Consider the following 21,296-nt stretch of genomic DNA (forward strand, 5'->3'; position numbering starts at 1 on the left):
GATGACCGTCTGCGCACGGCCCGCCGGCCGCCGGTCGGCGGCCTCAGCCGCCGGACAGGTCACCCGCCCGTGCGCGCAGCAAGCTCAGCCGCTGCTCCAGGGCCGCCCGCGCCTGCGGGTCCGCCTCGCCGAGTTCGTCGAGCCGCGCCCGGGTCTCGGCGATCTCGGCGTGGAGCCGCTCCCCCGCCTCCTTGCGGGTCAGCAGGTCCAGGTCGGTCCAGTCGGACCGCCCCGACTCCGGACGCGCGCTCATGCGGGGAAGTTGTAGAGCCGGCGGACGTTCAGCTCGACGATCTTGTGAACCTCCTCGTCGGGCACGTCGGCCAGCCGCTCGGCGGCGACGGCGCGGCTCTTGGGCCAGTAGGAGTCGGAGTGCGGGTAGTCGCACTCCCAGGTGATGTTGTCGACGCCGATCGCGTGCCGGGCCTCGATGCCGAAGGAGTCGTCGATGAAGCAGCCGTGGATGTGCCTGCGGAACAGTTCGGAGGGGCGCACGTCCTGGTTGACGTTCTGGTAGAAGCGGTGCCGCTCCCAGGTGGTGTCGATGCGCTCCAGCAGGTAGGGCACCCAGCCGATGCCGCCCTCGGACAGACCGACCTTGAGCTCGGGGTGCTTGTGGAAGACCGGGGAGAACAGCAGGTCCGCGGTGGCGTACATCGAGTTGCAGCCGAACAATGCGATCATCACCGCCATCGGCGCCTCGGGCGCGGTGATGGGAGCCTGGCCGGAGGTGCCGAAGTGCATGGTCAACGGCATCCCGGTCTCCTCGGCGGCGGAGAATACGGGATCCCAGTGGTCGGTGTGGAAGGAGGGCAGGCCCAGCGGCACGGGGTTCTCGGGGAACGCGATCGCCTTGGCGCCCTTGGCGGCGGTGCGGTGGATCTCGGTCACGCACGCCTGCACGTCCCACAACGGCAGGATGACCAGGGGGATGAGCCGGTCGGGAGCGGTCGCGCACCACTCGTCGAGGATGTAGTCGTTCCACGCCTTGACGCACAGGTGGGCTAGCTCGGGGTCCTCGCCCTCCAGGAAGAGGGTGCCGGCGAAGCGGGGGAAGGACGGGAAGCACAGGGCGCCCCAGACGCCGTCGATGTCCATGTCGGCCAGCCTCGCCCGGGGGTCGTAGCAGCCGGGGATCATCTCGTCGTAGCGCGTCGGATCGATGCCGAACTCCTCGGGCTTCTTGCCCGCCACGGCGTTGAGGCCGATGGTCGGGTAGAGGCGGTCCTCGTACTTCCAGACCTCCGCGGGCGGCCCGCCGCTGGGCCGGGGCTGCTCGACGATGGTCGGACCGGCCTCGCGGTACTTGGCCGGCAGGCGGTCCGACCACAGCTTCGGGGGCTCGATCAGGTGGTCGTCGGTGGACAGCATCTTCATCCATGGCTGCAACGGCATGGCCGTTCTCCTTCATTCGTCCGCCCGGCGGGACGGACGCCGCTCGGGTCCGCCGGGACGCACTCGTGCGTCCCGGCCGCGTGATCTCGTTTCCTGTCACCGGCCGGTGATCCGTGGGGCGGCAGGCGTCCCCCGCCCCACGGGGCACCGTCGCTAGAAGCTCGGCTGCTGGGGACGGTTCTTGACGTAGCTGCCGGCGTCGACCCGCATCTGCATGCCGGTCACGAACCTGGACTCGTCGGAGACCAAGAACAGCACCATGTCCGCGATGTCCTCGGGCTCGACGAACCCGACCGGCATCGCCTGCATCGCGGGGAACGTGACCAGGGCGTCCTCGCGGGTCGGGTTCTCCAGGTCGGGGCGGAACGCCCGGTACATGACGTCGCTGTTGAGCATGTCGGTGTTGCAGTTGGCGGGATGCACCGCGTTCGCCCGGATCCGGCGCGGGGCCAGCGTCACGGCCAGGTCGTGGACGAACGAGGCGACGGCGCGCTTGGCCCAGGAGTACCCCATGCCCCCGAAGCCATTGGCCGGGTTGTCGGTGGCCCCGGGCAGCAGCCCGGCGACGGATCCGGTCGCGACGATCGAGGCGCCGTCCGGCAGATGCGGCAGCGCCGCCTGGACGGCGTGCACCACACCGTTGAAGTCGACGGCCACGGCGTCCAGGAACGCCTGCGCGTCCTGGCTGCCCAGCGGGCAGATGCCGGCCTGCGCGACGACCGCGTCCAGTCTGCCCAGCTCGGCCACCCCCTGGGAGACGGCGCCGGCGAGCACGGCGGGCTCGCGCACGTCGGCCTGCGCGGCGAACATCCGCCGGCCGAGCTTCTCCACCTGACGGACGGTCTCGTCCAGGTCCTCGCGCGTGGCGAGCGGGTAGTCGTTGGTGGCGATGTTCGCGCACAGGTCGACGCCGATGATGTCGGCGCCCTCCTCCGCGAGACGCACCGCGTGGGCCCTGCCCTGACCGCGGGCGGCGCCGGTGATGAATACGACCTTGTCTTGAACCCGGCCCATTTCTCTTTACCTCCTCAGTCGAGCGGTGCGGTTCAGCCGCCCGCGACGCCCCAGGCGATGCTCTTGGTCTGCAGGTACTCGTCGAGCCCGTGCTCGCCCCACTCACGGCCGAGCCCGCTCTGCTGGTAACCGCCGAAGGCCAGGTGCGGGCTGAGGCCGCCGCCGGCCCCGTTGACCGCGACATAGCCGGCCCGGATCCGCTTGGCGATCTCGTAGGCGCGGACCGGATCGGCCGCCCACACCGAGCCCGCCAGCCCATAGCTGGTGTCGTTGGCGATGCGCACGGCGTCCTCGTCGTCCTCGAAGGGGATGACGACGCCGACGGGCCCGAAGAACTCGGTCTGGGCGATCGTCATGGCGTTGTCGACTCCGGTGAACAGCGTCGGCTCCACGAAGTAGCCCCGTTCCAGGCCGACAGGCCGGCCGCCGCCGAAGGCGAGGTGCGCGCCCTCCTCCTCCCCGGTGCGGATGAGCTTTTCGACCTTGTCCCGCTGGGCCTGGCTGATCAGCGGGCCCATCAGAGTGGCCGGCTCGGCCGGGTCGCCGACCTTGACGTACTGCAGCGCGGCCACGACCTTCTCGACCAGTTCGTCGTGCCGGGAACGATGCACCAGCGTCCGGGTGAACAGCGCGCAGCCCTGGCCGGCGTGGACGGTGATACCGGCCAGCACCTCGGGGAGCACCTTGTCAAGGTCGGCGTCCTCGCACACGACGGTGGGCGACTTGCCGCCCAGTTCCAGCACGACCTTCTTCATCGTGGACGCGGCCTGCCCGTAGACCATCCGGCCGACGGTGTCCGATCCGGTGAAGCTGACCAGGTCCACCATCGGGTTGGTGGTCAGCTCCTGGCCCGCGGCGATGTCGCCGGTGACGACGTTGAGCACCCCCGGCGGCAGCCCGGCCTCCTCGGCGATCTCCCCCAGGATCAGCGACTCCAGCGGAGTGGTGGGAGCGGGCTTCAGCACGGTCGTGCAGCCCGCGGCCAGTGCGGGCGCCAGCTTCATGACGCTGAGGAAGAACGGAAAGTTGTAGGCGGAGATCAGCGTGGCGACCCCGAACGGCTCCCGCCGCAGCACACCCTGGCCGATGCCCTGGCCGACGAACGGTGCCACCGGCCGTTCCCAGGCGAAGGCGGGCATCACCCGCTCGGCCATGTCCCGCAAGTGCTGGATCGGGATCCCGACCTGGATCGACTCGGCCAGCGGGCGGATGGAGCCGGCCTCGGCGATGTTCAGCTCGACGATCTCGGGCATCCGCCGTTCCATGACGTCGGCCATGCGCAGCATGACCTGTGCCCGCTCCCGCACCGACATCCGCGGCCAGGGACCCTCGTCGAACGCGCGCCGCGCGGCCTCGATCGCCCGCACCACATCGCTGCGGGTTGCTTGCGGCACTTGGCCGATGACCTGCTCGGTCGCCGGGTTGACGACGTCGATCCGCTCGTCACCGTCACCGTCGGTCCAGGCCCCGTCGATATAGAGCCGCCGGATCAAATCTGCACTCATGGATCCTCCTCGGTGACCGGCGCCGGCCATGTGCGGTCCGGCGCGGCCGTAGGGCGTCGAGGGACGCCCGGCCCTCCAGGGACGCCGCAGGACCGGGCTCCACAGCCATCTCGACCGTTCCGGCCGGCTGTGACGCGACCCACACGATCGTACGACCGGCCACATGATTTGGGTAGCCCTAATTAAGGAGAGCCAACCGATCCGCTCTCAACCCACCGGCACCCGGTGAACACCGGCCCCGCCCCTCGCCCGACCCCCAGGGGGCATAAAATCCCAGCTTTACAAGGAGATATCACAGTGCTGACAGGTCACTTCCGATGCCTTCCCAGGACTGGCAGCGATTGCTATGCTTCCCGCCGTCGCCTAACAGAGTGCACACAATCAAGGTGGTGCGCGGCTGTTCTCTGGGCCGGGACTGCGGGCGCGGCGACGCCCCGCCGGTTCGGGGCGTGCGCCGAGAAGGAGGCGGTTCAGATGCATCGGCCCATGGAAGGTGTGCGAGTCCTGGAGGTCGCCCAGTTCACCTTCGTGCCGGCCGCCGGCGCGGTACTGGCCGACTGGGGAGCCGACGTCATCAAGATCGAGCACGCCGAGCGGGGCGACGCCCAGCGAGGCCTGGTCAGACTGCTCGGCCTGGACGTGCGGAGCAGGAACACCTCGTTCTTCCCGATCATGGAAGGCCCCAACCGAGGCAAGCGCAGTGTCGGGCTCGCCCTGGAGAACCCGTCCGCCCGCAGGGTGCTGGAGGAACTCGTCCGCACCAGCGACGTGTTCCTGACGAACTTCCTGCCCGGCGCGCGAGCCAAACTGCGCATCGACGTCGAGGACATCCGGGCGATCAACCCCGACATCATCTACGTCCGGGGCACCGGGTTCGGCTCCCGCGGCGAGGAGGCCGACAAGGGCGGCTACGACAGCACGGCGTTCTGGGCACGGGGAGGCAGCGCCGCCGGGGTCACCCCGCCGGATTCCGACACCATGATGCGCATGCCCGCCGGCGCCTACGGCGACTCCATCGGCGGCATGACGATCGCCGGGGGGATCGCGGCGGCGCTCTACTCGCGGCAGGCCACCGGCGAACCCTCCGTCGTGGACGTGTCCCTGATCGGCGTCGGCGCCTGGGCGACGCAGTTCTCGGTCAACCTCGCCCTGATGGCCGGCGGCCCGTTGCCGGAGATCAAGCAGCCCAGGCACGGATCGCCCACCAACCCGCTGATCGGCGCCTACCGCACCGCCGACGGGCGCTGGCTGGAGATGGCGATGCTCCAGCCCGGCCTGTACTGGCCCGAGTTCTGCACCGTCGTCGGCCGTGAGGACCTGATCTCCGACGAGCGCTTCGCCGGGGTCGAGAAGATCATGCAGAACGCCCCGGCGGCCGCCGGACTGGTCGCCGAGATCATCGAGCAGCGCACCTACGCCGAGTGGGTCGAGCTGTTCGAGGGCATGCAGGGCCAGTGGGCGGCGGTGCAGAACTCCTGGGAGGTCGGCCAGGATCCGGCGCTGCGCGCCAACGGCCTCATCGCCCCGGTGATCGACGCCGACGGAAAGCGGCGCGAACTGGTCGCCAACCCCGTCCAGTTCGACGAGACCCCGCCCGAACTGCGACGCGCACCGCAGTTCGCCGAGCACACCGACGAGGTCCTGCGCCAGCTGGGGCTGAGCGACGAGGAACTGATCGCGCTCAAGCTCGACGGCGCGATCACCTGAGCCGATGGCCGCCGAGCCGCCCGGCGCCGCGGAACGTCCGCCCTAGAATCAGACGGGAATGTCAGGGAAACCGGGGGGTGAGCCGTCTGTGGTGAAGGCAGGCGCCCGGCCCGCCCCCGGCCCTGACGATGACGGCCCCCTCTCCGGCACCGGAGATCCCGGCCGGGCGGGCGGGTCGGTGGGCAAGCTCGCCGCGCAGGTGGCCAGGCAGATCGAGGCCGAGGTGATCAGGCGGGGATGGCCTGTCGGGGAGATCCTGGACTCCGAGCCGGTGCTGCGGGAGCGTTACGGGGTGAGCCGCACCGTGCTGCGGGAGGCGGCCCGGCTGCTGGAGCACCACCAGGTCGCCAGGATGCGCCGCGGGCCGGGCGGCGGGCTGGTCATCTGCGCCCCGGACGCAGAGCCGACGGTCCGGGCGGTCGTCATCTACATCGAGTACGCCAACGCGGACCTGCGCGACGTGCTCCATGCCCGTCGCCTCATCGAACCGCTCGTCGGCAGGCTCGTCACCGAGCGGATCAACGAGCGCGGCATCGCGGCGCTGCGCAACGCCCTGGCCGCCGAGATCCCCCCCAAGGACCCGGGCGGCTGGGCCGACAACCTCTTCCACGCCATGCTGAGCGAGATGACCGGCAATCCGGTCCTCCAGCTCTTCACCGACGTGCTGGAACAGCTGGCCTTCCGGTACGTGAGCCTGGCCGCGCGCATCCCCCTGGCGGAGGTGCTCCGCTTCACCGAGATCTCCTACCGCCAGCACGCCGAGATCGTGGACGCCACGGTCGCCGGCGACGCGCCGCGGGCCCAGATCAAGCTGATCGAGCACCTGGACGAGGTGGCCGAATGGCTCGGCACCGGAACCGACCGGGAACGACCCGGCTCGATCATGCCGGTGTCCGCCGTCTCGCCGGGGCTGGGCATGGGCGCCACGCTCGCCGAGACGGTCGCGGTCCGGATCTACGAGGACATCGTCGCCCAGGGCAGGCCGGTCGGCTCGGTCCTCGGCTCGGAGGCCGAGCTCATGGAGCGCTACGAGACCAGCCGTGCGGTGCTGCGCGCGGCCGTCCGGCTGCTGGAGCACCATTCCGTGGCCACGTCCCGGCGAGGCCCCGGGGGTGGCCTGGTCGTCACCCGACCCGAGCCGCGAGCGGCCGTCGACGCGGCCGCACTGTACCTGGCCTACCGCGGTGTCACCGCCGAGAACCTGCACGTCGTCCGGGAGGCGATCGAGGTCGGGACGACCGCCCGCGTGGCGGCCCGGCGTGAGGAGCCGGACATCGCCCGGCGGCTCAAGACGCTCGCCGACCGGCCGCCCGGACAGGCCCGCGGCGACGGCTCCGCCGTCCAGGACTTCCACGCCGAACTCGCCGAACTGGCCGGCAACCCGGTGCTGAGCCTGTTCCTGCGGATCATTACCGACCTGTCCCGCCGGACCCGCGCGGCCCACGGGCGGCCGGACTCCGCCGGCATGTGCCTGGACGACTCCGACCCCGCGCACGGCGAGATCCTCAGCGCGATCCGCGACGGCGACGCGGGCCTGGCCCAGCACCGGATGCGACGGCATCTGGCCCCCTGAGGCCCAGGCCACAGGGGATCATCGAACGTCTTTAAGGCTACTCATTGCCGCCAACCGCGCGGACTTTCTCGGCCTGATCCTTGATATCACAATATTGTGTACACTATATTCACCGATGAGCCGCGGCCCTGTCCACGCATCGGGCGGCATGGGGGCGAGGCGCTCATCCGGCCCATGGAAACGGACGCCTCGCCATGCCCGGGAGCGGCCTTCGGACGAAGGGATCTCGTCATGGATCGACCGACGGTGCGGCCGTTGCCGCAGCCGACGCCGGCCAGCGCGGAGTTCTGGGCGGCCGGTGAAGACGGTGAGCTGCGGATCGCCCACTGTCAGGACTGCTCGGCGTACACGCATCCGCCGCTGCCGCGCTGCCGGTCCTGTCGCGGCCCGAACATGGTGATGGCACCGGTCTCCGGCAGGGCAACGGTGGTGGGGTTCACGGTCAACGCCCAGCAGTGGCTGCCGGGCTTCCCTCCGCCGTACGTCATCGCCATCGTCGCCTTGGCCGAGGACGACGGGGCACGGCTGATGACGAACATCGTCCACTGTGACCCCGCCGACGTGCATGTCGGCATGCAGGTCCGGGTCCTGTTCGAAGTGGCCTCGGCCGGCGCGGACGAGAAGATCCACCTGCCGCTGTTCGCACCGGACCCGGAACTGGCGGGCATCGCCGGCCCCGTCCCCGAGCCCCGCCCCTACAAGACGTCGCTGCGGCCGATGGTGCGCCGGGACAAGTTCGAGGACAAGGTCGCCCTGACCGGGGTCGGGCAGTCGGCGGTCGGCCGCCGGCTGATGGTCGACCCGCTGTCGCTCACCGCCGACGCCTGCCTGGCCGCCGTCGAGGACGCGGGCCTGTCCGTCGACGACATCGACGGCCTGGCCACCTACCCCGGCCCCGCCCCCGCCTCGGGCATGTCCGAGGGCGGGGTCATGGAACTGGCCGAGGCCCTGCAGTTGCGGCCCACCTGGGTGAACGGCGGCTCCGACACCCCCGGCCAGATCGGCTCCATCATCTCGGCGATGCTGGCGGTCGCCTCTGGGCTGTGCCGCCACGTGCTGTGCTTCCGGACGGTGTGGGAGTCCACGCACGCGGCCTTGGTGCGATCCGGTCGCTGGCACGCCGGCGGCGGGCGCGCCACCGGGATGATGGAGTGGCGCCTGCCCTTCGGGGCGGTGTCGGCGGCCAACTGGATCGCCTGCCACGCCTCGCACTACTTCCACCGCTACGGCGGCGACCGCCGGACGCTCGGCTGGATCGCGCTCACCGCCCGCGCCAACGCGGCGCGCAACCCCGAGGCGGTCTACCGGGACCCGCTGACTATGGACGACTACCTGCAGGCCCGCATGGTCTCGACCCCGTTCGGGCTGTACGACTGCGACGTGCCCGTCGACGGCGCCGTCGCCGTCGTCGTCTCGGCCGTGGAGACCGTCGCGGACCGGCCCAAACCTGCGGTCCTGGTCGAGGCCGTCGGCACCCAGATCATGGAACGGCTGTCGTGGGACCAGGACACCCTCACCCACCTGCCCCAGTCCCTCGGCCCGTCGGCGCATCTGTGGAGCAGGACGTCGCTGCGCCCCGAGGACGTCGACGTGGCCGAACTCTATGACGGGTTCACCTTCAACGCCCTGTCCTGGCTGGAGGCCCTCGGCTTCTGCGAGTTCGGCGGCGCCCGGGACTTCATTGACGAAGGCCGCGGCATCGCCCTCGACGGCCGGCTTCCCCTCAACACCCACGGCGGGCAACTGTCGGCCGGACGGCTGCACGGCTATGGATTCGTCCGAGAGGCCGTCCTGCAGCTGAGAGGCGAGGCCGAGGGACGGCAGGTTCCCGATGCCCGGGTCGCCGTCGTCACCGCGGGCGGCGGCGTCCCCTCCGGGGCCATGCTGCTGCGCTCGGATCGCTGACCCCGTACGACCGGGGCCTCCGGCCGTGCATACCGCCTCCCCATGTCCCACCCGACGAAAGGCCCCGCTGTGACCCTTGCCGAAGAAGACCGCTTCACGCCGGCCGACGACGACCTGCACCCCTCCAGCGGCGACTTCTACGAGACGGAGACCTTCTGGTACTCCTTCTTCGTCCCCGAGCGCAAGATCGGCGGATGGTTGTACGCATCGGTCCGCAGCACCCTGGGCGCCACGGGCGGCGGGATGTGGATGTGGGACGCCACCGGGACGGACCCGTGGGAGCTGCCCTTCTTCGAGCAGTTCGGCCACCTCAAGCCGCCGGTCGTCCGGGGGCCGGGATGCATCGACTTTCCCACGGGCCTGTCGATAACGACACGTGAGCACGGGATGTCCTACGACCTGCGCCATGAGGACCGGCACCGGGTCCAGGTGCAGTTCCGTTTCGACGCGCTCGAAGAGCCGGTGCCGTTGCGCCGCGGCGCGCCCCCGTACCCCAAGGCGTCCCACTACGACCAGACGGGACGGCTGACCGGGCACATCATCCTCGACGGTGAGCACATCGACGTCGACTGCCACGCCATGCGCGACCGCTCCTGGGGGCCGCGGCACGAACGCGGATACCGCCGGGTGGGCTACACCTGGGCGGCCTCCCCCGAGATCAGCCTGCTGACCTACACCGCTCCGGACGGCACAGACCTCGAACACGTCTACACCGGATACGTACGGCGCGACGGCCAGGTGGCACGTATCGTGGACGGCCGCCGGGAGGTCCTACGCGACCCCGCCGAGAACTGGGTCACCGGGATCTCCCTGGAGGTCCGCGACGAACTGGGACGGGTCACCACGGGCCGGGCGGAGGGCCTCAGCAGGATGTTCCTGCCGGGCGCCACCTCGCTGTGCCTGAACACCTCCCTGCGCTGGACGATCGAGGGGCGCACCGTCAACGGCGAGGACCAGGACGTCTGGCCGATCAGGGAATGGGCCCGGACCTCATCGGCATCCTGACGCCCGGCCCGGCGACGTCCTCGCGGTCATCGGGCCGGGCATCCCGATCGCGGCGCAGGCCGCGACATCCCTCCGGCATCGCCACGACATCCAAAGGAGCGTGATGGGAATGTCCGCATCCACCGAGGAAACGGCCACCGGGCTCAGCGATGCCCTCGTCGACTGGATGGCGGGCGCCGTGCGGGGAAAGATCGTCTCCTTCGAGCGCCGACCGGGCGGAGGCAGGCGCGAAGCCTGGTTCGTCGACGCGGAGACGGCCGACGGGACACGGCTGGAGTTGTTCCTGCGCTATGACCGCGGCAGGGCTGACGAGGCCGAGGACCCCTTCACCCTGCAGAACGAGGCGCGCTACTTCCTCGCCCTGCAGGACAGCGCCGTCCCGGTGCCGCGCATTCACGCCGTCCACCCCACCGAGCAGGCCATCCTGGCCGAACGGGTACCGGGCCAGACCTGGTTCTCCCGGCTGCGGGGCGAAGCGCAGCGGTTGAGCATCGCCCGCGAGTTCATGGGCATCCTGGCGGCCCTGCACGCGGTCGACCCGCGCAGGGTGCTGCCCCCCGACCGGTCGCCGGAGACCGACCTGCGCGATCTGGTGCACGCCGAGATCGACCGCTGGGAGGCGCTCTACCGACGGTCCACCGAACCCGCCGACCCGCTCATCGACCTGGGGCTGGCCTGGGTGCGGCAGAACGTCCCCGACGTGTCGGAGCCGGCGGTCATCGTCCAGGGGGACACCGGGCCCGGCAACTTCCTCTATCAGGACGGCCGGGTGACGGCGGTGCTCGACTGGGAACTGGCCCACCTGGGCGACCCGCACGATGATCTGGCCTGGGTCACGGTGCGCGCCGTCCAGGAACCGTTCACCCACATCCCCGACCGGCTGGCCGACTACGCGGCGGCCTCCGGGCGTGCCGTGGACCTGGACCGCATCCGCTACTACCGCGTCCTGGCCGAACTGCGCATCCTCATCCTCGGCCACCAGTCCTCCAGGAAGACCGCCCTCCTCTCCGAGGTGGGCAACGGCCTGATCTACATGGCGTTGCACCGCCGTCTCATGGTGGAGGCGCTGGCCGACGCGACCGGAACGAAGATCGACCCCCCGGCGCCGCTGCCGGCCACCGCCTGCGACAACGAGTGGCTGTACGACGCTGCCATCGCCCAGATCGGCGAGATCATCGTGCCGCGCAGCGAGGATCCCTTCGTCATCCTGCGCAGCAAGGGAGTGGCGCGGATCCTGAAGTACCTGCGGGAGAGCGAACGGCTCGCGGACGCCAAACGTCACCGCGACCTGGAGGACCTGGAGAGCCTGCTGGGCACCCGTCCGGACACCGTCGCAGAGGGACTGGCCCGCCTGTCGGAGGGGCTGCGCCACGGCGCGGTGACGCTCTCAGCGGCGCTGCCCGTCCTCTACCGCTGGGTGCTGCGGGAGACACAGGTATGCCGTCCCGCGATGGGCCGGCTCGCCGAGCGCCGCTTCGATCCCCTGTCCTGACCGGTCCCGGCGTCCGCACCGCCGGGCGCCGTGCCGGACGGAATCGGCTGCAGAACGGAGTCACGATGGACCTGACCACGGTGATCTACGAGGTGTCCGACCACGTCGCCACCATCACGCTCAACCGCCCCGAGGCGATGAACAGCTTCAACCAGGCGATGTGCGATGAGTTCTCGCTGATCTGGAAGACCGTCCGCGAAGACGACGACGTCCATGTCATGGTGCTGCGTGCGGCCGGCGACCGGGCCTTCTGCACGGGCGTGGACGTCAAGCAGGGCTTCGACAGGCATCCCAACGTGTGGACGCAGATCGATCCCGGGGAGTTGCTGTCCCCCAAGCTCAACCATGTCTGGAAGCCCGTGGTGTGCTGCGTGCACGGCATGGCCGCCGGGGGGGCGTTCTACTGGATCAACGAGTCCGACATCGTGATCTGCTCCGAGGACGCCACCTTCTTCGACCCCCACGTCAGCTATGGCCTGACCGCCGCCCTCGAGCCCATCGGCCTGGCCCGCCGGGTCCCCCTCGGCGAGGCGCTGCGCATCGCCCTGCTGGGCCTGGACGAGCGGGTCTCGGCCGAACGCGCCCTGCAGATCGGCCTGGTCACCGAGGTGCTCCCCCGCGAACGACTCTGGGAGCGCGGCGAGGAGATCGCCCGCATCATCGCCGCCAAGCCCCCGGCGGCAATCCAGGGCACCGTCCGCGCCATCTGGGAGTCCCTGGACAGCACCCGGTCCCAGGCGCTGCGCACCGGCCTGTCCTACACCCACATCGGCAACCCCCTCGGGACGGCGCAGATCGACCGGGCGTCGGTGCCCCGGCGGCAGTGGACGCTGCGTTGACGAGCACAGCTCATCGAGCCCCTTCCTACCCCACGAAAGACGAATAAAGTACTATCTTTTCGGTTCGCAGCCCTCTAATCGCCGCTCTCCGGCGCCGGAGGGCGGCGTCGCAGAACGGAGCGCGCATGGAGATCAAGAGCAAGAAGGTGGCCGTCTTCGGCGGAGCCTCGGGAATGGGACGGGCCACCGCCGAGGCCTTCGCGGCCCGGGGCGCGGACGTCGCGGTGCTCGACCGCCCGGAGTCGGGCGGGGAGGCGGTCGCCAAGGCGCTGGGAGCCTCGTTCCACACCTGCGACATCACCGACTTTGAGGGTACTGAAACGGCTCTTAATGAGGCGGTGGAGGCCCTGGGCGGGCTCCATGTGACCGTGACGACCGCGGGCGGCGGGATCGCCAAACGCACCCTCGGCAAGAGCGGCCCGCACGACCTGGACAGCTTCCGGCAGGTACTCGACCTCAACGTGGTCGCCACGTTCAACATCAGCCGGCTGGCGGCCGCGCATATGAGCGCCAACGAGCCCGAGGACGACGAGCGCGGCGTCATCATCAACACCTCCTCGATCGCCGCGTTCGAGGGGCAGATCGGGCAGGTCGCCTACACCGCCGCCAAGGCCGGCATCGCCGGGATGTGCCTGACCATGGCCCGTGACCTCGGCTCGCTCGGCATCCGGGTGCTGGCCATCGCCCCCAGCCTGTTCGCCACCGGCGCCACCGCCGCCATCCCCGACGAGATGGCCAGGTCCCTCACCAAGGACGCCGCCTTCCCCCGGCGCATGGGCCGCCCCGAGGAGTACGCCAAGCTGGCGCTGGCCATCGTCGACAACCAGATGCTCAACGGCCAGTGCCTGCGCCTGGACGCCGGCCAGCGGTTCGCCCCGAGGTGACCGCCGGTTCCGCCGACGGCACCGTGCACACTGGTGCCGCGAGAGCGAACGAGCGGGCACTGTGCCGCGGCTCGATGTTCGACCGCTTCGGACGGCTGGTGGCCGGCGTGACGCACGAGGGGCTGATCAGGGTGCGGCCGGGAGAAGGCCGTCCCTCCCCATTGGCCGGCAGCGGGAAAGAGTGTCATTAAAGCAGGTACAAGACCCGAGTCCGGCGGGACAGGCCGGGGACGGAAACTAGACTGAGGGTCCTTTGGTCCCTGCAGAGGAGTCGACCGTCCCATGGCGAGAACCGACGTGAACGTCCCGTTCGCCGGCGAGGAGGAGCCGGCCGTGGCACGGGGCTCCGCCGGGCGGCAGCACACCGACGGGGCCTCGGCGGGCAAGCTCGCCGCCCAGGTCGCCCGGCGGATCGAGGACGACATCATCCGGCTCGGCTGGCCGGTCGGGCGCAACCTGGGCTCAGAAGCCGAACTGCGCGACCGATACCAGGTGAGCCGATCGGTCCTGCGCGAGGCCGTGCGGCTGGTGGAGCATCATCAGGTGGCCCGGATGCGGCGGGGGCCCGGCGGCGGCCTGCTGGTGACCGCCCCCGACGCCGCACCGGCCAGCCACGCGATGGTGATCTATCTCGACTATGTCGGCACCAGCATCGAGGATCTCATGCACGCCCGGCTGCTGCTGGAGCCGCTGGCGGCGTCACTGGCGACCGAACGGCTCACCGAGGACGGCATCGACCGGCTGCGGCGTACCCTGCACGAGGAGGAGCAGCGGCGTGACGAGCCCGGCATCTGGTCCCAGAACACGATGCACGTGCTGCTCGGCGAGCTGTCGGGCAACCCCGCACTCCGTCTGTTCATCGACGTGCTCACCCGTCTGACGACCCGATACGCCCACCACTCCCGCCGCACGTCCAAGGCGGAGGCCACCCGGGCCAAGCAGGACTCGCAGCACGAGCACGCCCATCTCGTCGATGCCGTGATCGCCGGTGACGGTGGCCTGGCACAGGCCCACCTGACCGGACATCTCCACCAGATCGCCGCCTGGCTGCACGAGCACCGGACGGCGGAGGGGCCTGGTTCGGAGCAGGCGGAGACCCGGCTGGTCGGCGGGCCCGGCGCCAAGCTGGCCGAGACCATCGCCGCCCGCATCCACGACGAGATCGCCGCCGACGGCTGGCAGGTCGGCCGCGTGCTGGGCTCGGAGACCGCCCTGCTGATCCGGTACGGCGTCAGCAGGGCGGTGCTGCGCGAGGCGGTACGGCTGCTGGAATACCACCAAGTGGCGCGCATGCGCCGTGGCCCGGGTGGCGGCCTGATCGTCACCGCCCCCGAACCGGACGCCAGCATCGACACCATGGCCCTCTACCTGGACCACCAGGCCGTCACCGCCGAAGATCTGCGGGTGGTCCGCGACGCCGTCGAGCTGGGCACGCTGCAGCGGGTAACCGCGCGCCGTCACGACCCCGAGGTCGCCACACGGCTGCGCACCGCACTGGACCACACGGCCGAGCAACTGGAGCCTGGACGGCCAGGCGCCGACCTGTTCCACACCGAACTGGCCGACCTGTCCGGCAACCCGGTACTGGTGATGTTCCTGCGCATCCTCACCGAGCTGTGGGCCCGGCACACCGCGACCCAGGAGCATCCGCCGCCCGGTCTGGAGGCCGCCGTCGAGGTCGAACGGATCCACCAGCGCATCCTGGAGGCGATCCTGGACGGCGACCAGAGCATGGCCCAGTACCGCATGCGCCGCCACCTGGAGGCGCTGACCACCTGGTACCACTGACCCGGATCGCACGGACAGCGGCAAAGCGGAACCGCCCGGTCCCGGTGCCGATGGAGCGAGGATCACCCGGCTCCTGCGCTGCGACGAGCCCTGCGGCCGGATCGGCCATGGAGCCCGCTGGTGTCCTGGTCGTCAGGAGACGGTCTGTCGCCCGGCGGTCAGGCCGGTCACCACGTCGTGGCGCAGGATCTTGCCGGTGGGGGTGCGCGGCAGCTCCGGCCACACCACGATCCGGTCGGGGGTCTTGGAGCCGCGCAGCAGGCTCCGGACGTGCTCGCGCAGCGCCTCGGTGTCCACGCCGGCACCCGGCGCCGGGACGATCACGGCCTCGATGCGCTGGCCCCACTCCTCATCGGGCACCCCGACCACGACGGCGTCGGCGACGTCGGGATGGCGCAGCAGGACGTCCTCGATCTCGGCGGGGGCGATGTTCTCGGCTCCGCGGATGATGGTGTCGTCGATACGGCCCTCGACGAACAGATAGCCGCCGGCATCCAGCCGGCCCCGGTCACGGGTGTCGAAGAAGCCGCGCTCATCGACCGCCGAGCCCTGCCCGGCGTACTCGCCGGAGACCTGCTCACCGCGCACCCAGATCCGCCCGCTCTCCCCCGCCGGCAGCACCCGGCCCTCCTCGTCACGGACCTCCAGCTCGATCGCCGGAACGGTCCGCCCGGCCGAGTACAGCCGGGCGCGCACCTCGGGGTCGGTGGACGCGAACGCGGTGCGGTGGTCCTCCGGGCCAAGGACGGAGATGGTCGAGCTGGTCTCCGTCAGCCCATAGGCGTTGACGAAGTCGACGTGCGGCCATTCGGCCAGCGCCCGCTCGATGACCCGGGGCGGCATCTTGGCGCCGCCGTAGGCCAGGGTGCGCAGCGACGGCACCGAACGGTCCAGCCCGTCGGCGTCCATGATGCGGGCCAGCATCGTCGGCACCACCATCGCGTTGGTCACCGCCTGCTCGCGCACCACCTCCAGCCAGCCGGCCGGGGAGAACGAGGGCAGAGCGATGAACCGGCGGCCCGCATACAGGTTGGTCAGTACGTTGGAGACGGCCGCGATGTGGTACGGCGGTACGCTCATCAACGCCGCCTCCTCCTCGCCCGCCGCGGCGAACTCCACCGACCCCAGCACATACGACACCAGGTTCTGGTGACGCAGCACCACGCCCTTGGGCGCGGAGGTGGTCCCGCTGGTGTAGATCAGTACGGCCGGGGCATCGGTCCAGCCGGGCTCACCAGGCTCGCCGAGGTCGCCGTCGGCTGCGGCGGCCATGAACTCCTCGGGCGTGCGGGCCGCCAGACCGGCCGCACCGAGCATCTCGAGTTGGCCCTCGTCGGCGATCGCGTACGCGCCGGGATGGCCGGCCAGCAGCCGGCCGAGTTGCTCACGGCCCAGCCGGTAGTTGACGGGGACCAGCGGAACCCCGGCGCGAGCCGCGGCGAACATGGCCACCGGGAAGGCCGGGCCGTTCACCCCCAGGTACAGGATCGAGTCCGCGCCGGCGGCGGCCACCGCCCGAGCGCCTCCGATCGACAGCTCACGCAGCCGCACGGCGGTCAGGCCATCCTGCCTGCGCCCCACGACGACCCGGTCACCGAAGCCCTCGGCCGCCATGTCCAGCAGCATCGTCACGTTCATCGCACGCTCCGGTCGATAACGGGGTCGGCGAACTCAGTCCGAGGCCGGCAGCGGCTTGGCCTCCTTGAGCACCAGCGGTTCGCCGTCGACGGCCACCGTGCCCTGGCCAGGCTTGGTGCACAGCAGTTCCAGTCCCAGCCCGTCATGGGTGTAGCGCTTGCCGAGCACGGTGCCCTCCTGCTGCCCTGGGTCGGCGACACCGCCCTCGCCGGTTCCGGCCTCGGCAGGGTCGACCATCTCCGCGCCGCCACAGGTCAGAACGATGTCATCACCGGGAGCGCGCACCACGATCATCCTTGTGCCGTCAACGGTGCTGGCCACCTGCCGTCCAGGGCGCAGCTTCATCGCAAGGTCCTCCACATGCGTACAGGGCATCGGCCGGCGAGCCGGTGCGCCCGCCCAGGGGGCCGGTATCGGGTGGGACTCATCACTATAGGTGCGCAGAGTCCAGAACGGGAGATATAAGTATCTTGTTTCTCGCAACACTACAAGCTGTAGTTATTTAAACACCAATAGCAACAAGTCGATCCGCGGCCAAATAAGCTAGCTTCACCTGCGATGTCAGATGCCATCCAGTGATATCCAGAGCCGCCAGACCCGACTCCGGGAGTCTCTCACCAAGAGCCGAAAGGTAAAGGGTATAAGAATTTGGAGATGCGGGACCGGCGCCGCGGCAGCCCGTCCGCTCAAAACTGGAGGTCGTTGATGCGCCGGAGCCGCAGGGTACGCCCACCGAGGAGGAGACCATGAGCCGCGTCGAGACCCAGGTCGCCATCGCTGGGGCGGGGGTGACGTCCTCAGCGCACGAGGCCGGTCCCGGCCGAGGAGATGTCGGGACGGGGCCGGCCTCGTGTCGTGCGCGGATGCCGGTCAGCAGCCCGCCGCGGCCTCGCCGTACCGTTCGATAGCCGCGACCGCCGCGACCGCCGCGCCGACACCGTTGCCCGGCGGGCGCATCACGAACCGGGGCGGCCGGCCCCGGCCGGCCGCCCCGGTTCCCGGTGCCGGACGGTGGGGTCACTCGGCGACGTCGAACCGCCGGAGTTCATGAGCGACCATGCCGTCGAGGTCGGGCGCCGGAGACTCGGGCAGTTCGACGCGGGGACGCTCGCGGGTCGGCAGCAGCACCACGGCGGTGCCGGGCGTGGTGGTCTCGCCGCGCTGGTTCTCGCACCACACCTCAAGGTGAACCTCGTTGCGGCCGCCCTCCCGGCGTTTGCCCGTCACCCGGCCGCGCACCCAGGTGGTGTCGCCGATGTAGTTGAACTTGCGGTGCTCGCAGCGCAGCTTCCACAGCCAGCCGTCGTCGCCCATCCAGTCGGTGATGATGTGGCACAGCCAGGTCTCGCGCATACCGCCGTAGTCGTAGGAGTTGGGCAGCCCGAGTTCCTGTGCGCGCTGCGGTTCCCAGTGCAGCCGCTGGACGGTGTCGGGGACGTTGAGCGCGTTGGGCGGGTACAGGCCCGGGGCCTTGGTGCGGACGCGGTGCGCCAGCCTGAACGAGCCGGGCGGGGTCAGCTGCATGCCCCAGCCCAGGTGCCAGACCACCACGTCGGTGGTGGTCAGCGGCCCCTTGACCCGGGGCTGCAACTCGTCACCGGCTTGCACGTCCTCCCAGAACCGCGGCTCGGCGCCGCGGCGGGTCTCGGCCGCGTACAGCGCGTCGATCTGGGCGAGCCGCTCAGACGTGTACGGCTCCTGGACGAGCTTCTCCTTGGCGCGCTTCTTGGAGGTGTGCCGCTCGGCGTTGATCCAGGTGCCGCGCCGCACGGCGTGCATCTGCCCGGCGCCGTTGGTGTAGAGGAAGTCGTGGGTGACGTGGACGGTGCGTCCGCCGAACCTACTGGGCTTGGGCTGCACGCCGACCTGGGCCTGGAGCATGCGGCAGCGGTCACCCAGTTCCAGCGGACGCCACCACTCGAACTCCATGACGGCCTGATAGGAGCCGAGCCCGGCGAACGGGTCGCCCTTGAGCAGGGCCTTGGTCTGCGGGTCGGGTTCGGGCGCGGCGTCCTCCCCCATCGTGTAGAGGAAGGTGGGCGGCGCGATCAAGCGGCCCCAGCGGGTCGCCGCCCCGTGGGCGGGGTCGCAGTACAGCGGGTTGTCGTCACCGTAGCCGTAGGCGAAGTGCCGGACGGCGTCCCAGGTCACCTCGTAGTTGTGCGGCGGGTTGCGCTGGGGCTGCGGCACCCCCAGCCGACGTCGGGAGCGCTCGATCGCCTCCTCAGTAAGTACACCGAATCTTTCTTCTATGCCAGAATCCTCCGGCATATCGGTCATCTTCATAGGAAAGAGTATAAGTTTCTTGGTGCGGGGAAGCATGACAGGCCCCGGGCCTGCTCATCGCGGGTGGTGTGCCGGCTCTCTGGTGCGCCGCCCCGGCGGCGTGGCCGCCGGGGGCGTACCGCGCGCGCTCCGTTCCGCCGGGAGCGCGGTCTGCACGACCTCTTCTCCGGTCAGTGCCCGGTGAAGCGTGGAGGTCGGCGGCCGAGGAAGGCCCGGATGCCCTCCTTGAAATCGTCGCCGCGCAGGCTCAGCTCCACGGTGCGGGCCTCGGCGGCCAGCGCGCGGGGCAGGTCCGAGGTGAGGTGGTCGGAGATCATCGCCTTGGTGAGCCCATGCACGAAGGTGGGCCCGGCGGCCAGTTCGACCGCCAGCCGGGCGGCGGCCTCGGTGAGCTCTCCGTCCGGGACGACCTCGCCGATCAGCCCCCACTCCAACGCCCGCGGGGCGGTGACCACCGTGCCGCGGATGAGCATCTGCTTGGCGCGGGCCACCCCGATCAGCCGGGGCAGCAGGTAGGTGGCCCCGCTGTCGGCGGTGAAACCGCGCTGGGCGAACGGGTAGCCGAACGTCGCCGACTCGGCGGCCACCACGAAGTCGGTGGCCAGGGCCAGGTTCAGGCCGAACGCGGCGGCCCTGCCCTGGACCGCCGCGACCGTCGGGACCGGCAGGTCCCACAGCGTCTGGATGACCCGGTGCGCCACCGTGTTCAGCGACCGCACCATGGTGCCGATCGGGGGCCTGTCCCCACCCGGCGGGTTGGCCGAGACCAGGTCGGCCCCGGCGCAGAAGTTGCGGCCCTCGCCCTCGATCAGCACCGCCCGCGCGGTCCGGCCCGCGGCCACGGCCTCCAGAGCCTCCAGGACCACGGCCATGTCCCGGCCGCGCATCGCGTTGGCCTTGTCGGGGCGGGCGAGGGTGATCCGCAACAGGTCGCCGGAGATCTCGCAGCGCGGCTCGCCGGTCACCGGGCGCCCTCGCGCAGCAGCTCGCCGTGCCGGGCCATCATCTCGACGGCACGGCGCTGCAGGTCCGCGGGCACCTCCGGCAGCAGGGCCGGGCCGTGCTCGCGGCTGGGCAGGCAGACCGTCGCGGTGCCCTTGATGGTGTCCTCACCGCGCTGGTTGGTGGCCTTGAACGCGATGTCGACCAGGCATCGGCCGCCCTCCTCGTACTTGCCGGTCACCTCGCCGGACAGGAACTGCACGTCGCCGTGGTAGTTGAACTTGCGGATCTCGTCGTGCTGCGACACCACCCAGCCGTCGTCGCCGATCCAGTCGGTCAGGTAGTGGTGCATCCAGCACTCGCGCAGCACCCCGTAGTCGTAGGCGCGGGGATTGCCGATCGCCTGCGACCACGCGGAGTCCCAGTGCACCCGCTGCGCCACGTCGGGCACCCCGTACTCGTTCTTGATGTAGAACGGCGCGATCCGCTGCCGGTTGGCGTAAGCCAGCCGGCCCGTCTTGAGCCCATAGGGGACGAACCCGTAGCCGCCCGCGTGGAAGACGATCATGTCGGTGGTGGTGAGCGGGCCCTTGACCATCGCGGGCAGCACCTCGCCCACCGCCACGTCCTCGAAGTAACGCGGCCGCGCCCCCCGGGGACGCTCGCCGGCGTAGATCTCGTCGATGCGCGCCAGGTCCTCGTCGGTGTACGAGGGCTCCTCGATACCGGCGTACTTGCCGCGCTCACGGGCCTTCTTGCGCTCGGTGTAGATCACCAGGGTGCGGTAGACGCCGACGACCTCGGCGTTGCCGTTCATCTTGACCTCGCGGTGAACCTTGACGACCGAGCGGCCCGCGAACTCCGAGCGTTTGACCTCGACCGACTCCAGGCCGCCGAAGGAGTACAGGGTGTCGCCCGGGCGGATCGGCCGGTACCAGTCCCAGGTGCCCCCGGAGACGAAGGCATGGATGCCCCGGTAGCTGCCGCCCCGCTCCTGTTTGGAGGGACGCTCGCCCCGCAGCGGGGCGTTGAGCACGGCCGCCATGATGGGCGGGGCGATCTGCCCGCCCCAGCGGGTGCCCCGGCCGTACTCGGGGTCGCAGTACAGCGGGTTGTCGTCGCCATAGCCGTGGGCGAAGTTGCGGATGGCCTCCGGCGTCGCGGTGGACAGGAACTCCTGGGACCGGCTCGCCCAGTCGCGCCCGAGGATCGCCCGGTCCTTCTCGATGTCGGCGTCCTGCAACTCGGCCGAGGTCGCCTTGGTGAACTCCTCCTGCACCCGTTCGCTGGTCGTCTCACTCATCGCACGTCCTTTCTCCCATA

The 21,296-nt window shown here is 70.6% G+C and carries 17 protein-coding genes; 8 read left to right on the forward strand and 9 right to left on the reverse strand.

Annotation, left to right across the window (positions count from 1 at the left end; all coding sequences use genetic code 11):
• Positions 1–43: 43 nt before the first annotated feature.
• The 4 genes from C4U03_RS32570 to C4U03_RS32585 all read right to left on the reverse strand — a co-directional run bounded on the left by C4U03_RS32570 (position 44) and on the right by C4U03_RS32585 (position 3,914).
• Entirely contained in the window at positions 44–253 is a 210-nt protein-coding gene (locus C4U03_RS32570; protein WP_103943460.1) for a hypothetical protein, read from the reverse strand.
• The gene (locus tag C4U03_RS32575; protein WP_103943462.1) at positions 250–1,395 is read right to left on the reverse strand and encodes an amidohydrolase family protein; all 1,146 of its coding nucleotides are present in this window, start codon (positions 1,393–1,395) and stop codon (positions 250–252) included. Before C4U03_RS32575 ends, C4U03_RS32570 begins: the two co-directional genes overlap by 4 nt.
• A gap of 153 nt (positions 1,396–1,548) precedes the next feature.
• The gene (locus C4U03_RS32580) at positions 1,549–2,409 is read right to left on the reverse strand and encodes a mycofactocin-coupled SDR family oxidoreductase (RefSeq protein ID WP_103943464.1); all 861 of its coding nucleotides are present in this window, start codon (positions 2,407–2,409) and stop codon (positions 1,549–1,551) included.
• Positions 2,410–2,441: 32 nt separating this feature from the next.
• Positions 2,442–3,914: an aldehyde dehydrogenase family protein gene (locus C4U03_RS32585; RefSeq protein ID WP_103943466.1), complete on the reverse strand. Its 1,473-nt coding sequence runs from the start codon at positions 3,912–3,914 to the stop codon at positions 2,442–2,444.
• 474 nt (positions 3,915–4,388) lie between these two features.
• Between C4U03_RS32585 and C4U03_RS32590 the strand changes: the two genes are divergently transcribed.
• The 8 genes from C4U03_RS32590 to C4U03_RS32630 all read left to right on the forward strand — a co-directional run bounded on the left by C4U03_RS32590 (position 4,389) and on the right by C4U03_RS32630 (position 15,107).
• Complete coding sequence (locus C4U03_RS32590; protein WP_235018288.1) at positions 4,389–5,621, forward strand: CaiB/BaiF CoA transferase family protein; 1,233 nt, start codon at positions 4,389–4,391, stop codon at positions 5,619–5,621.
• 88 nt (positions 5,622–5,709) lie between these two features.
• A complete protein-coding gene (locus tag C4U03_RS32595; protein WP_200827632.1) occupies positions 5,710–7,194 on the forward strand; it encodes a FadR/GntR family transcriptional regulator in 1,485 nt (494 codons plus the stop codon).
• 231 nt (positions 7,195–7,425) lie between these two features.
• Positions 7,426–9,099: a thiolase C-terminal domain-containing protein gene (locus tag C4U03_RS32600; RefSeq protein WP_103943472.1), complete on the forward strand. Its 1,674-nt coding sequence runs from the start codon at positions 7,426–7,428 to the stop codon at positions 9,097–9,099.
• Positions 9,100–9,168: 69 nt separating this feature from the next.
• On the forward strand, positions 9,169–10,104 hold the full coding sequence (locus C4U03_RS32605; RefSeq protein ID WP_200827633.1) for a DUF7065 domain-containing protein: 936 nt from the start codon (positions 9,169–9,171) through the stop codon (positions 10,102–10,104).
• Positions 10,105–10,207: 103 nt separating this feature from the next.
• Positions 10,208–11,596, forward strand: coding sequence for a phosphotransferase family protein (locus C4U03_RS32610; protein WP_200827634.1), 1,389 nt, complete (start codon positions 10,208–10,210; stop codon positions 11,594–11,596).
• A gap of 65 nt (positions 11,597–11,661) precedes the next feature.
• Positions 11,662–12,435 carry an enoyl-CoA hydratase/isomerase family protein gene (locus C4U03_RS32615; RefSeq protein ID WP_200827635.1) on the forward strand — a complete coding sequence of 258 codons (774 nt, stop codon included), beginning with the start codon at positions 11,662–11,664 and terminating at the stop codon, positions 12,433–12,435.
• Positions 12,436–12,560: 125 nt separating this feature from the next.
• A complete protein-coding gene (locus tag C4U03_RS32620) occupies positions 12,561–13,319 on the forward strand; it encodes an SDR family NAD(P)-dependent oxidoreductase (RefSeq protein WP_103943478.1) in 759 nt (252 codons plus the stop codon).
• 282 nt (positions 13,320–13,601) lie between these two features.
• Positions 13,602–15,107 (forward strand): FadR/GntR family transcriptional regulator, encoded by a 1,506-nt coding sequence (locus C4U03_RS32630; RefSeq protein ID WP_103943480.1) that lies wholly within the window; start codon positions 13,602–13,604, stop codon positions 15,105–15,107.
• Positions 15,108–15,239: 132 nt separating this feature from the next.
• Here C4U03_RS32630 and C4U03_RS32635 read toward each other — a convergent pair whose 3' ends face one another.
• The 5 genes from C4U03_RS32635 to C4U03_RS32655 form a co-directional block, all read right to left on the reverse strand.
• Positions 15,240–16,745, reverse strand: coding sequence for a class I adenylate-forming enzyme family protein (locus C4U03_RS32635; RefSeq protein ID WP_103943482.1), 1,506 nt, complete (start codon positions 16,743–16,745; stop codon positions 15,240–15,242).
• Positions 16,746–16,778: 33 nt separating this feature from the next.
• On the reverse strand, positions 16,779–17,090 hold the full coding sequence (locus tag C4U03_RS32640; RefSeq protein WP_103943484.1) for a hypothetical protein: 312 nt from the start codon (positions 17,088–17,090) through the stop codon (positions 16,779–16,781).
• Positions 17,091–17,762: 672 nt separating this feature from the next.
• The gene (locus tag C4U03_RS32645; RefSeq protein ID WP_200827636.1) at positions 17,763–19,031 is read right to left on the reverse strand and encodes an FAS1-like dehydratase domain-containing protein; all 1,269 of its coding nucleotides are present in this window, start codon (positions 19,029–19,031) and stop codon (positions 17,763–17,765) included.
• A 170-nt stretch (positions 19,032–19,201) separates the two neighbouring features.
• Entirely contained in the window at positions 19,202–19,996 is a 795-nt protein-coding gene (locus tag C4U03_RS32650) for an enoyl-CoA hydratase/isomerase family protein (RefSeq protein WP_103943488.1), read from the reverse strand.
• On the reverse strand, positions 19,993–21,276 hold the full coding sequence (locus C4U03_RS32655; protein WP_103943490.1) for an FAS1-like dehydratase domain-containing protein: 1,284 nt from the start codon (positions 21,274–21,276) through the stop codon (positions 19,993–19,995). Before C4U03_RS32655 ends, C4U03_RS32650 begins: the two co-directional genes overlap by 4 nt.
• Positions 21,277–21,296: the final 20 nt, after the last annotated feature.

Source organism: Thermomonospora echinospora (genome assembly GCF_900108175.1).
Classification (GTDB): domain Bacteria; phylum Actinomycetota; class Actinomycetes; order Streptosporangiales; family Streptosporangiaceae; genus Thermomonospora; species Thermomonospora echinospora.

Excerpts from the sequence above, each read along its gene's own strand:
- C4U03_RS32630 (WP_103943480.1), top strand. The coding sequence starts at position 13,602 with ATGGCGAGAACCGACGTGAACGTCCCGTTCGCCGGCGAGGAGGAGCCG.
- C4U03_RS32610 (WP_200827634.1), top strand. The coding sequence starts at position 10,208 with ATGGGAATGTCCGCATCCACCGAGGAAACGGCCACCGGGCTCAGCGAT.
- C4U03_RS32640 (WP_103943484.1), bottom strand. The coding sequence starts at position 17,090 with ATGAAGCTGCGCCCTGGACGGCAGGTGGCCAGCACCGTTGACGGCACA.
- C4U03_RS32615 (WP_200827635.1), top strand. The coding sequence starts at position 11,662 with ATGGACCTGACCACGGTGATCTACGAGGTGTCCGACCACGTCGCCACC.
- C4U03_RS32620 (WP_103943478.1), top strand. The coding sequence starts at position 12,561 with ATGGAGATCAAGAGCAAGAAGGTGGCCGTCTTCGGCGGAGCCTCGGGA.
- C4U03_RS32635 (WP_103943482.1), bottom strand. The coding sequence starts at position 16,745 with ATGAACGTGACGATGCTGCTGGACATGGCGGCCGAGGGCTTCGGTGAC.
- C4U03_RS32655 (WP_103943490.1), bottom strand. The coding sequence starts at position 21,276 with ATGAGTGAGACGACCAGCGAACGGGTGCAGGAGGAGTTCACCAAGGCG.
- C4U03_RS32585 (WP_103943466.1), bottom strand. The coding sequence starts at position 3,914 with ATGAGTGCAGATTTGATCCGGCGGCTCTATATCGACGGGGCCTGGACC.
- C4U03_RS32575 (WP_103943462.1), bottom strand. The coding sequence starts at position 1,395 with ATGCCGTTGCAGCCATGGATGAAGATGCTGTCCACCGACGACCACCTG.
- C4U03_RS32580 (WP_103943464.1), bottom strand. The coding sequence starts at position 2,409 with ATGGGCCGGGTTCAAGACAAGGTCGTATTCATCACCGGCGCCGCCCGC.
- C4U03_RS32590 (WP_235018288.1), top strand. The coding sequence starts at position 4,389 with ATGCATCGGCCCATGGAAGGTGTGCGAGTCCTGGAGGTCGCCCAGTTC.
- C4U03_RS32570 (WP_103943460.1), bottom strand. The coding sequence starts at position 253 with ATGAGCGCGCGTCCGGAGTCGGGGCGGTCCGACTGGACCGACCTGGAC.
- C4U03_RS32600 (WP_103943472.1), top strand. The coding sequence starts at position 7,426 with ATGGATCGACCGACGGTGCGGCCGTTGCCGCAGCCGACGCCGGCCAGC.
- C4U03_RS32645 (WP_200827636.1), bottom strand. The coding sequence starts at position 19,031 with ATGAAGATGACCGATATGCCGGAGGATTCTGGCATAGAAGAAAGATTC.